The 10901-nt window shown below is 63.4% G+C and carries 15 protein-coding genes and 1 tRNA gene; 13 read left to right on the top strand and 3 right to left on the bottom strand.

The genetic code is table 11. The features are described 5' to 3' along the window. Positions 1–3: 3 nt before the first annotated feature. Positions 4–381, bottom strand: coding sequence for an NUDIX hydrolase (locus JQ616_RS13280; protein ID WP_212015026.1), 378 nt, complete (start codon positions 379–381; stop codon positions 4–6). Between the two features lie 365 nt (positions 382–746). On the opposite strand from JQ616_RS13280, the gene JQ616_RS13275 reads away from it, so the two are divergent. The 5 genes from JQ616_RS13275 (at position 747) to JQ616_RS13255 (ending at position 3125) form a co-directional block, all read left to right on the top strand. Further along, complete coding sequence (locus JQ616_RS13275) at positions 747–1043, top strand: hypothetical protein (RefSeq protein WP_212015025.1); 297 nt, start codon at positions 747–749, stop codon at positions 1041–1043. After that, a complete protein-coding gene (locus JQ616_RS13270) occupies positions 1036–1236 on the top strand; it encodes a hypothetical protein (RefSeq protein WP_349629989.1) in 201 nt (66 codons plus the stop codon). Before JQ616_RS13275 ends, JQ616_RS13270 begins: the two co-directional genes overlap by 8 nt. Then, entirely contained in the window at positions 1199–1426 is a 228-nt protein-coding gene (locus tag JQ616_RS13265) for a hypothetical protein (protein WP_212015024.1), read from the top strand. The genes JQ616_RS13270 and JQ616_RS13265 overlap by 38 nt, the downstream gene beginning before the upstream one ends. Before the next feature lie 455 nt (positions 1427–1881). Next, the gene (locus tag JQ616_RS13260; RefSeq protein WP_433995976.1) at positions 1882–2631 is read left to right on the top strand and encodes a lytic murein transglycosylase; all 750 of its coding nucleotides are present in this window, start codon (positions 1882–1884) and stop codon (positions 2629–2631) included. An 86-nt stretch (positions 2632–2717) separates the two neighbouring features. Next, a complete protein-coding gene (locus JQ616_RS13255; protein WP_212015021.1) occupies positions 2718–3125 on the top strand; it encodes a hypothetical protein in 408 nt (135 codons plus the stop codon). Between the two features lie 7 nt (positions 3126–3132). Here the strand turns inward: JQ616_RS13255 and JQ616_RS13250 are convergent, their stop codons facing one another. Next, positions 3133–3519: a YciI family protein gene (locus tag JQ616_RS13250; protein ID WP_212015019.1), complete on the bottom strand. Its 387-nt coding sequence runs from the start codon at positions 3517–3519 to the stop codon at positions 3133–3135. A gap of 480 nt (positions 3520–3999) precedes the next feature. On the opposite strand from JQ616_RS13250, the gene JQ616_RS13245 reads away from it, so the two are divergent. Further along, a tRNA-Gly gene (locus JQ616_RS13245) sits at positions 4000–4073 on the top strand. A gap of 72 nt (positions 4074–4145) precedes the next feature. Here JQ616_RS13245 and JQ616_RS39280 read toward each other — a convergent pair. Then, on the bottom strand, positions 4146–4547 hold the full coding sequence (locus JQ616_RS39280; RefSeq protein WP_249136748.1) for a hypothetical protein: 402 nt from the start codon (positions 4545–4547) through the stop codon (positions 4146–4148). A 189-nt stretch (positions 4548–4736) separates the two neighbouring features. Here JQ616_RS39280 and JQ616_RS13235 point away from each other — a divergent pair, with 189 nt between their 5' ends. The 7 genes from JQ616_RS13235 (at position 4737) to JQ616_RS13205 (ending at position 10892) form a co-directional block, all read left to right on the top strand. After that, entirely contained in the window at positions 4737–5525 is a 789-nt protein-coding gene (locus JQ616_RS13235; protein WP_212015018.1) for an SDR family NAD(P)-dependent oxidoreductase, read from the top strand. Between the two features lie 14 nt (positions 5526–5539). Beyond that, the gene (locus tag JQ616_RS13230; RefSeq protein ID WP_212015017.1) at positions 5540–6334 is read left to right on the top strand and encodes a MoaF C-terminal domain-containing protein; all 795 of its coding nucleotides are present in this window, start codon (positions 5540–5542) and stop codon (positions 6332–6334) included. A gap of 16 nt (positions 6335–6350) precedes the next feature. Further along, positions 6351–6740 (top strand): nuclear transport factor 2 family protein, encoded by a 390-nt coding sequence (locus JQ616_RS13225; RefSeq protein WP_212015016.1) that lies wholly within the window; start codon positions 6351–6353, stop codon positions 6738–6740. Between the two features lie 263 nt (positions 6741–7003). Next, on the top strand, positions 7004–8269 hold the full coding sequence (locus JQ616_RS13220) for an ABC transporter substrate-binding protein (RefSeq protein WP_212015015.1): 1266 nt from the start codon (positions 7004–7006) through the stop codon (positions 8267–8269). Positions 8270–8275: 6 nt separating this feature from the next. Beyond that, positions 8276–9139 (top strand): branched-chain amino acid ABC transporter permease, encoded by an 864-nt coding sequence (locus JQ616_RS13215; RefSeq protein ID WP_212015014.1) that lies wholly within the window; start codon positions 8276–8278, stop codon positions 9137–9139. A 5-nt stretch (positions 9140–9144) separates the two neighbouring features. Continuing rightward, positions 9145–10176, top strand: coding sequence for a branched-chain amino acid ABC transporter permease (locus tag JQ616_RS13210; protein ID WP_212015013.1), 1032 nt, complete (start codon positions 9145–9147; stop codon positions 10174–10176). Then, positions 10173–10892, top strand: a complete 720-nt coding sequence (locus tag JQ616_RS13205) for an ABC transporter ATP-binding protein (RefSeq protein WP_212015012.1) — start codon at positions 10173–10175, stop codon at positions 10890–10892. The genes JQ616_RS13210 and JQ616_RS13205 overlap by 4 nt, the downstream gene beginning before the upstream one ends. Positions 10893–10901: the final 9 nt, after the last annotated feature.

The raw sequence follows: 10901 nt of genomic DNA, 5'->3' as shown, positions 1-10901 counted from the left end.
CTACTATCTCGGAAACAGCCGATCGCGGATGTAGCGCGAGGTCGCCGTCATGCGAAGGCCGCGCGGCTTCTGCCAGGCGGCGCGATCGATCTCCTTCTTGTCGCCGATCGCCAGCCGTCCCTTGGCGTTCTTGGCGATGAAGATCGCATCGCTCATCCTGCGGCCCGAACGCTTGTTCTTGGCCGTCACTTCCTTCCAGAGGCTGAGCCGGCCGAGCTTGAGCTTCGGCAGCTCTTCCTTGATCTCGCGCTTCAGACAATCCTTGCCGGTCTCGCGCGCACGCCTGCGGCCGCCGGGGAACATCCACAGCCCGTCAGATCGGCGTCGAACCAGAAGAACCTTGCCGCGCTTGGCGGCAACCAATTTGGAAGACTTGGTCATGGACTGCGCAAATGTCGAAACAGAATCGACTCCATTTTAATTTGTCTACTTGAGTAGACAAGTTCTAATGGCGGACTGTTCCACAACCATGTGTCGGCTGTTTGTCCAGGTGCAAACGAATGAGGCCGCCGGCTGTGACGCTCTGTCGCGACGCGCTCGCTCACCGTCGCGGTGATCCTCGCGATGATCCGGCGTCATGTCCGACATTGCCGCGTTGATTTGCTGAGCACGCCGGTTCCTGCAGCAGGAACTGGCCGCTCGCGTTCGGATGACGACGACCGGTGATTCCACCCGCCTGACTTAATCGCTTGACTTGATGTTCTTGTTTTGTTCTAATTGCCCTCCACCGTGAATTGGAGGTCGCCATGGACAACCGCATCAGCGAAATTCGCAGGCAGATCAGGGCGCTGCGCGTCAGCATGCTCGAGGCCGAAGCCATCATGCGCCAGCAGATCAACCGGGATGAGGACTGCGCCTTCGTCGCCGGCGACCTCCTGAAGATGCGCCTGGTGATGAGCCGTCTGGTCGAGGAGCGGGGCAGACTGGGTGATCGCGAGCCGATCGTCGTGCATGCAAGCGTTGCCCCGCGCCGGCGCGCCGCGGCACCGATCTTCCTTCGCGCGGCGAAGCGAGAGCTGGTCGCCGGCGAAGCGCGTGCGTGACGACGCGGTCAGGATGCAACAGCTGCGCGCCGAATTGCGCGCACTCGATTCATCGGTGATTCAGCTCAGGCGGGCCGGCCGCGACAGCGCATCCGCACAGCTGTTGCTGTCGCGCAAGCGCGCCGAGCTCGAAGACGTGATCTGCCGGAGGAAAGATGAGAGAGCCGCTTCGGTATTTCCACGACAGCGATGATCACGCGCCCTGGATCAAGGCGCTGGCCGACGTCCGGCACATGGCGACGCGGGAAGGCTGGTGCTTTCAGCACGTGCAGGCGATCATCGTGGCGATCGACCAGTATGCCGAGGCCGCGCTCGGCAACCGCGAGTTCTTCCTTAACCGGCCGCAGAGCGTTGGTCCGATCAGGCGAGGCGACGTGCCTTGATCGGCATGCGTCGCGACGATGCCGACCTCAGTTCAATCCGCCAGCCGCAGTCGTCCTGATCTGCTGGCCGTGCAACACATTCGGTGTCGTCCCTGCCTAGTGCGCACTTGCGCACGGGAGCAGGGACCCATAACCACGAATGGTTGTTGGTGAGCGACGCCGGAACGACAAATCCCACTCACAATATCCGCCGCGGAGTATGGGTCCCGGCTTTCGCCGGGACGGCGGCTGTGAATGCGGAGCCATCCGGGCCGCCAGCCGGGATGGCCAATCCGCCGCAGGCGACATATCGTGACGGTTCGCGGCCGAATCTGAGGCGAATCGTTCATCGCCGGGTCATCTACATCAGGCCATCGTCAGCGCCGCGCCCGCCGGGGCGGCGGCACATTTTGCGGAGGAGGTTTCGGATGATCAGGGGCTGGCAGATTGCGGCGTCGGCGCTCGCCATCGTCGTGATGGTTGCAACGCTGGGCACGGAGGCGAAAGCGGCGCAGTGCGGCAACGGGCCCGGCGGGTTCGAAGCCTGGAAGGAGCAATTTTCCGGCGAGGCGAGGGCCAAGGGCGTCGGCGCCACCGCGATCGACGCGCTGATGCAGTCGCATTACGCCAGCGCGACGATCGCCGCGGATCGCGGCCAGCGCAGCTTCGGCCTCTCGCTCGAGCAGTTCATGGCCAAGCGCGGTTCTGCGACCATCGTGGCGCGCGGCCGTTCGCTGAAGCAGTCGCAGGCCGCGATGTTCGCCTCGATCCAGCAGCGCTACGGCGTGCCGCCGGGACCGCTGATCGCCATCTGGGGCATGGAGAGCGGCTTCGGCAGCCAGCGCGGCAACCAGAACATGCTGTCGTCGATCGCAACCCTTGCCTATGACTGCCGTCGTCCGGAGTTCTTCACCGAGCAGCTCTATGCCGCGCTGAAGCTGATCGATCGCGGCAGCCTCTCCGGCAGCACGCGCGGTTCGATGCATGGCGAGATCGGTCAGACCCAGTTCATGCCGAAGAACGTGCTGGCCTATGGTGTCGGCAACCTCGACGTCGCCGCCAATGCGCTGGCCTCGACGGCGAACTTCCTGCGCGCCAATGGCTGGCGCGCCGGCGCCGGTTATCAGCCCGGGGAACCCAATTTCGCGGCGATCGAGGCATGGAACGCGGCAGGGGTCTATCAGAAGGCGATCGCCATCATGGGCCGGCAGATCGACGGCCAATGAGCGCAGGGCACGGTTCCTTCATCCGCTGTTAACGCAACGGTGCCCAGATCGTCCGTGGTGAAACGGAGCAGGTGGAGACAGGCTCCATGCTCAAGAACGGCACCTATGCGGCGTGGTTTCGCACGTCGCTCGCGGACGGCACCGGCATCGTGCACGTGGCCGACGGCAGGCTGTGGGGCAGCGACGCCATCATGCTCTACAGCGGCACCTATGAGGTCGACGGCGAACACTTCTCCGCGGTTCTCACCACCAGGCGGCATTCCGCAGGTCATGCGACCGTGTTCGGCACCGACGATCTCGTGGTGCGGCTCGAGGGTGCCTTCAACGGCGCGATCGCGACCTGCACGGGCAGGGCGGATGCCGTGCCTGATCTCGCTTTCGAGGTGACGCTGATGCCGAGCCACGACGTGCCGCCCGAGCCGCCGCCGGATCTGCCGCTGCCGAAGTTCGACCCGAGCAAATTGCCGAAGCTGCCGAAGCGATCCAGCCGCTGATAAGCTGCTACGGGTCGCTCGGGCCCGCGGTTTCCGGAAACGCCGCGCCGGGGATAAAGAGCTTCAGCGGGCGGATCTCGTAGACGGCCGACGGGTTGACGCTGCGCAAGTCGCGCGCCGCGGCGATCGCCTCCGCCTCGTCGGCGCAGTCGATCACGTAGAAGCCGAGCAATTGCTCCTTGGTTTCCGCGAACGGTCCGTCGATCACGACGCCATGGCCGGGCCCGCGCAGCGTGCTGGCCTTGCGGGTCTCGCCGAGCCGTGCAGCCGGGCCGAGCCGGCCCTTCAGCCGTTGGTGGACCTCGCGCAGGCCGGTCATCACGGCTGCGTCCTGTTCGGCGTTCCACGCCTTGACTTCGGCTTCGACGTGGTAGGCCAGGATGGCATAAAGCATCGCGTGAGCTCCTGATTTTTGATGCGGCAGGCCGAAGGACGTCTCAAGGCCATCCACGCCGACATTCATACGTAGCTGATCGGACGGTTTTTTGAGCTGCGACAAGCCATCCCGCGGACGCCTGGTCGCACGGGCCGGCCGACAAAAAGGCGCGGCGGAATCGCTTCCGCCGCGCCCCCGATATTGATGTCTCGCTGGTCCAGGGCTGAGAGCGCCCCGATGCCAGGCTGATTACTCAGCGCCTAGCGGGCGATCCCAGCGAGGTGACAGCGCTTGAGACAAGACACTAGATCACCTCCTTTCTTTGTTGATGGGACCATCAATATAGGTAGCGAATCCGCCGCTGTTAAGGCCGCTATCCGCCCCATCCGCGCCAGGAACCGGCAGGATCGCGCGGAAATATTCTCGTTGACCGGCACACAAGGACCCAGGCCGAGGCAGTTGAGGCCGCCGCCCGGCCGTGTTAGGGGAACGCGAGATGCGGGTGTAGCTCAATGGTAGAGCAGCAGCCTTCCAAGCTGAATACGAGGGTTCGATTCCCTTCACCCGCTCCAATAATTTCAAGCACTTATCGGACTTTGTGATTTCCATTCCGACAAGACTGCTGAATCCATTCCGACAAATGTTCACTTTCTGGCCGCTTGCTTGCACCGCTTGATGCGCTTGATTTGCGCGTCCTGCTTGGCCTCATCGTCGTGATGAAGGTAGTACTCCATTGCCTTGGTCGATGACCATTGGCCCTTCTTCATCAGCTGCGCTTCAGTGAGTCCGGATGTGCTCGCCTCGGTGATCCCGCCGTGTCGACCAAACGACGCGAAGGTCAGCTCAGGACGCAAGCCCGCGGCAAGAATGATCTTCTTCGAGATGCGTTCGACTTCAGTCAGCAATCGGAGCGCCGTCATGGAAGCCGAGGCTTCGACGGCTTCCTGCCGTCCGGCGGTCACACAACTCGCGCAAGCGGGCGATTCACGGAGCGCTGTTACGGGAGCGCGGCGATCAGAACAGCGCTTGCCGTCGACGAGGCTCACAGCAGCGTTTCCCGCATGTCTGTTCGACCCGGATCAGACGACCCGATGGCTAGGATTGCTCTCGCCGGCGTCCTAGCCTGGTTGCGCGCGAGTCCAAGACGGCTTCCCCTCGGTTGGCTTATCTCTTTCCTGAACCGCGTCACGCGGCGTTTCGACGAAACCGTCGATCTGGGAGCGCTCGAGGTACCAATGAGATTTGCGGGACGAACCGCCCTGGTGACGGGCGGTGGAACCGGAATTGGCGCGGCCGTTGCGCGGCGCCTTGCCGCGGAGGGCGCCAAGGTCGCTGTCATGGGCCGGCGTCGCGAGCCTCTGCGCGGCCTTGCTGATGAGACCGGATGCCTCGTCGTGCAGGCCGATGCGGCGGACGGCGCTGCGGTCCGCGCTGCGCTTGGCGAGATTCAGGGCAAGTTTGGCAAGCTCGATATTCTCGTCGCCAATGCGGGTGGTCATGGGGTTGGCCCGACGATTTCGATGACCGACGAGACCTGGGCGCTGTCGACGCGCCTCAACCTTGATACGGCGTTCGTCTGCGCGCGCGAAACCCTTCCGGACCTGATCGAACGAAGGGGCGCGATCGTGATCGTCGCGTCGATTGCCGGTCTGTTCGCGGGCCCGCAGGCCGCCGGCTACGTCACCATGAAACATGCCTGTATCGGATTGGGCAAGTCGCTGGCCCGCGACTACGGCCGCAAGGGCGTGCGGACCAACACGGTTTGCCCCGGTTGGGTCGCGACTGCCATGGCCGACGAGCAGATGCAGATGCTGGTCGAGAAGCACCGGCTTTCCTCGATCGAAGAGGCGTATCGCCTTGTGACCAAGGACGTGCCCCTCGGCCGGCCAGCGACGCCGGAAGAGGTGGCCAATGTCGTTTGCTTCCTGGCCTCGGACGAAGCGAGCGCGATGAACGGCTCGATCTTGACGGTGGACGGCGGCGCCACCGTGGTCGATCTGCCGACGCTGGCGTTTGTCGAGTAAGGAGGAAGTGTGAGATGGAGCAAGCAAGCAGGCCTGCGGACTGGAAGCATTTCGATGACTTCGCCGCCGGCATCGCCACCAATCGCCTGCCGGTTACGGACAGACTCGCGGGCAAGCCGCTCGATATCACGCTGCAAAACGGGCGTGCGGTCAGACTGAACTTTGCCTCCGCGGATCGGGTCGAATGGGCGGAGGGGAGCGCAGCGGGGCAGGACTGGTACGAGGCGATCGATGTGGCGCCGGACGTGCTGTTCGTCAACATGACATTCTCCGGGCGCCCTGATGAGGACGAGGCCTTCATCGTCAATCTCAAGACCCGTCGGGTCCTGTCGGTGCGGGAACGGGTGCAGCCGGCGAGTGAAGCGCCCGGCGAGCCGCGCGTACGGCAAGACTATACGCCCGGCATCGTCGGCGACCCCACGGTTCCGGCTACAGGGATCGAGCCCGCGCCAACGAGGGATCTGATCGGATTGACCGCGCATTACGAATACAGCCCACAGCACGTCTACGAGCACGTCTATCTGAGCTCACAGCGCTATGCGTGGCAGAATATCGTCGGCGTGCAGCGTGGGCACGGCGATGTCGATCTGGCCACCACCTACAAGTTCGACCACAACCAATATGTGTTCGGGTTTCGTGAGTTCATCATCCCGGTGGCGTCGATCTTCTTCTACAACTGGGATGCCATGCGTTCGACCGGAAAATTTCTGGGCGTGACCAGCCAGGGCACCATCGAGAACAAGCCCGCCGGGGCGTTCATCCAAATGAAGTCGCGGACCGCCTACGACGACAACAAGCAACCGGTTTGACGGGAGGCAAGGCGAAGTGAGTTCGAACTACGATGCAATCAAGGCGCACTACGCGGCGTCCGACCGCAAGGATGTTGCGGCAATGATGGCGCCCATCACGCCAGAAACGCGCTGGACCGAGATGGCGGGCTTTCCGTATGCGGGTACGTATGTCGGCCCCGGTGCCATTGTGGATGGCGTGTTCAAGCGTATCGGCGAGGAGTGGACCGACTATACGTTCGCACTCGAACGGCTGATCGACGGTGGTGCAACGATCGTCGGTATCGGGACCTATTCGGGCCGTTACAAGCAGACGGGGAAATCCATGACGGCACGCGTGGTGCACGTTTGGGACATGAACGAGGGGCGGGTCGTTCGTTTCGAGCAGTTTGCCGACACCAGCCTCGTTGCCGATGCGGTGACCTAGAGCCGGGAGTCCTTCCTCCTCGGCCTTCCTTGGCGCGGTCCACGATGTGGGCCGCGTCTTTTTTTACGCCCGGATGCTCGTTTGCGTCCTAGGCAGGCCGCGTCGGAGTCCAAGACGCCCGCACTAGGTCGAGCCTACGATCCGCCGGCTCGATAAGCGTCGGACGATTGCGGACGGCTTCGCTCCAAGGAGCGCCGCGATCTCAAACGGACGCACCGGTGCAACGTCGCCATCCCGCAGGGTGGCCTAAGGAGGGGAAGCGTATGACCTTGAGGAACACGATCCTGGGAATCGTTACGGCAGCGCTGTTCGGCTGTGCCGGCGGCGTGGCCCATGCCGCGGATGCCAAATGCGGCGCTACCACCGGCAAGGCGGCAACCGGCGAGCCGATCGTGATCGGCGGAATCGTCAGCGTCACCGGACCGGATAATTTCAGTTCGTCCGGGCTGGCAGCCACGGCCTATTTCAAGTGCCTGAACGCCAACGGCGGCGTCAACGGACGTCCGATCAAGTACCAGATGGAAGATGACGGCTGGAATCCCGAGCAATCGTCGCAGGTCGCAGCCAAGCTCATCCGCGATCAGAAGGCCGTGGCGCTGGTCGGCAATATGAGCTTTGTGGATTGTGGCGCGAACCAGGGCATCTACGAAAAGGAAGATATCATGGTTATTGCGGGGGTCGGCGTCCCTCGCGACTGCTTCTTCCAGAAGAACTACGCACCGACCAACGCCGGTCCGCGGGTCAGCAATACCAAGGCCGTGATGGATGTGGCGCAGACCTATCCGGGCAAGATCAAGCGTGTCGTTTGCATCGCGCCGAACATCCCGAACCTCGGTGAATGGTCCTGCTCCGGTGCGGTGGCCTGGATCAAGAAGCAGGGTGGTGACGGCAAGATCATCACCTTCGACCCGGGCTCGCTCGACGCCACCTCGGTCGTCCTCGAGGCAATGGCCTTTAAACCCGACGTCATCAGCGTTGGTACGCCCAAGGGCCTGGCCGTTCCGATCTTTGCCGCGGCGGAAGAGCAGGGGCTTGCCGACAAGGTGCATTTCACCGGACCTGCCTCGCTCTACAATCCGGATTTTCCCCGTGCGATCGGAAAATACTGGGACGGCAAGGTCACCGTGGACATGGAGCTGAAGGCGGCTGATGCGGGCACCCCCGACATGCTGAACTGGCTCGCGGTCATGGACAAATATGGCCAAGCCTCCGATCCAAGGGATACATTTTCGCAAGCTGGTTACCTGGCCGCGCGGGTCACCGCTGAAACCCTGCTGAAGATGGATGCTACCAAGATCGATCGGAAATCGGTGACGGCGGCTTTGCGGAACATCAAGCGGTTCGAAAGCGATATGTGGTGTTCGCCCTGGTACGTCGGCGATGGGCCTCGTCACAACGCAAATCATGCGGGTCCCGTGTCATTCGTCAAAGACGGCAAGCTTGTCGCAAAGCCGGTGTGCATCGAGTCGGAGGATCCTGAGCTCGACGACGTGCATGCTTACGAGAAGACGATCGGCATCGCGAAGTAAGCAGCCATGCCTGATTTCACGCCCTTTCTCGTCTCGGGCCTCGCGACCGCGGCAACGTACGTCCTCTCCGGCGTCGGCATCGTGGTGCTCTACCGGGCTGCGGGCGTTGTCAATTTTGCGCAGGGCGCCGTCGGTGCCCTGGCGGCCTTCATCTCCTGGTCGATCGTCGAACACGGAGGGCCTCCTGGCTGGTCGTGGGTCGCGGGCGTCGTCGCCGCGGCGCTCGTCTCGCTGTTCTATGGTCGGGTCATTGCTCCCCGTCTTGCCTACAGCGATCCGATCATGCGTGCGGTGGCAACGCTTAGCTTTGCGCTGATCCTGCTCGGCTTCATGGGCTACGTCTGGGGGGAGGCGCCACGCCGGCTTCGCTTGCCCACGGATACGATGAGCTTTGAGCTGCTGGGCGTCCGGATCACGATGACGCGGGCGATTGCATTCGGCCTCGGAGTGCTGGCGACGAGTGCGGTGATGTTGTTTCTCGCCTACAGCCGTGTCGGCCTGCAGATGCGCGCGCTCGCCAGTAACCGCGATCTCAGCGCGATGCTCGGGGTTCGCGTGCTTCGCGTCGACAGCTGGGCGTGGGTGATCTCCGGCTTGCTGGCGGGCGTCAGCGGCGTGCTGCTGGCCGATCTGCAGCGCTTGAGCGGGCAGGCCCTGACTTTCGCGGTCATTCCTGCGATCGCAGCCGCGGTGCTAGGGCGCTTCGTCTCCCTGCCTGCGACCGTCGCCGGCGGTGTTACGATCGGGGTCTGCGAGGCACTTCTGACACCGATCCCCGTGATCGGCCCGTTCCGCACCGCGATCCCATTTCTGTTTGCGGTAGGCGCCATGCTGTGGATGCAGCGTCGAATGACCTTCGTCTACAGGTGAGCGGCGTGACTGATCGAAGTTTGGAGACAATCGCACTGATTTCCTCTGCACGAATGCCGTTTCGCGAGCTCGCTGTATGCATTGGAGCGCTCGCTGCGCTGTATGTCCTGCCGGCTGCCCTCAGCGACTACTGGCTGCGTACGCTGATCTCGGTCACCGCGCTGACCGTCGCCAGCTTGAGTGTCAGTGTTTTGTTTGCTCAGCTCGGCATGGTCTCGCTGGCCCAGTACGGCCTGCTCGGAGTTGGCGGCTGGTTCGCGCTCAGAATATCGCACGGCCTCGGCGTACCGTTCGAGCTGGCGCTCCTGACTGGCGGCTTCGCCGCGGCGCTGGTTGGGCTCGTCATCGGCTTGCCCGCACTGCGGATGCGCGGACTTTATCTCGCTATCATTACCTTGATGATGGCCGGTGCAATCCAGGTGCTGATCAGCGCCTTCGGCTTTCCGGATGGAGGCTCGGGCATCCTCGGCAAGAGCACGGGAATGCGGATGATGATGGCGCGTCCTTTCCTCGCGCAAAACGACGAAGCCTATCTGCGCTACGCCATCGTCATCGCCGGGCTTTGCTACCTGCTCGTGCTGTTGCATGTTCGCGGGCGTCCAGGCCGCGCGTGGGCGATGATCCGCCGCAGCGAAGTCTGCGCGCTGGCCGGCGGCGTCGACATCACCGCCTACAAGGTGCGGGCGTTTGCGCTGGCCGGCTTCCTTGCAGGAATAGCCGGCGGTCTGCTCGCGGGTGGCGTCGGCCAGCTCGATGCAAGCGCATTCCCTGCAAGCCAGTCGATCATGCTGTTCGCGCTGACCATCGTCGGCGGAGCCTATTCCTGGTTTGGTCCGATCATTGCCGGGCTGCTGCTGCGAGCATTCCCGGCGTTGCTGAACGACTTTCGTGTCGACGGCAATATCGCGACGATGATCTTCGGCCTCGGCCTCCTGCATGCCCTGATCACGGCGCCGCGCGGCGTGGCCGGCCAATTGGCGGATCTGGTCCGGACGGTTCGCCGGCTTGTGAGCGGCAAACGAAAGGCCGAGCCATGATCGAGATCGACGACGTGACGGTGCAATTCGGAGGCGTGCTCGGCTTGAACGCCTTGACCGCCAATCTGGCGGAGCCGGTCACCGGTCTGGTCGGGCCGAACGGCGCCGGCAAGACCACCTTGATCAATGTCCTTTCCGGATTCGTGCGGCCGACGAAGGGCCGCGTGCGCGTGGACGGGCGGGACCTGAAGGATATTCCCATTCGCAAGCGCGCCGCGTTCGGCCTCCGACGAACATTTCAGAATGAGCAGATCGTCGAGAATCTGACTGCCGGCGACAATGTTGCCGCGGTGCTCGACAACGTGTCGACGGACGGCCAGCCGCGGCGGCTGTTGATCGACAAAGCGTTGGATTTCGTTGGCCTTCTCGCCAAGCGCAATACGCCCGGACACGACCTGAACGCCTATCAGCGCCGCATGCTCGAGATCGCGCGGGCGACCGCAGGTCTCCCTCGATTGATCATGATGGACGAGCCCGGGGCAGGGCTCGCACAGCATGAGAGCGAGCATCTGCGCGATGTCATCAAGGCCATTCACGGTCATTGCGGCGCGCAGGTGCTGCTGGTCGATCATGACGTCGATCTGATCTCGGCAACCTGCACAGCGACGTTGGTGCTCGATTTCGGCTCCGCGATTGCCTGTGGGCCGACGGCCGAGGTCCTTGCGAATCCGAGGGTCAGGGCGGCGTATCTCGGGGTCCTGGAGCAAGCGACGTGAGCGCAGGGT

It is taken from the genome of Bradyrhizobium tropiciagri (assembly GCF_018130545.1).
GTDB classification, from domain to species: domain Bacteria; phylum Pseudomonadota; class Alphaproteobacteria; order Rhizobiales; family Xanthobacteraceae; genus Bradyrhizobium; species Bradyrhizobium tropiciagri_A.
The sequence above is the reverse complement of the archived record's forward strand: the minus strand, read 5'-3'. Positions and strand labels throughout refer to the sequence as shown.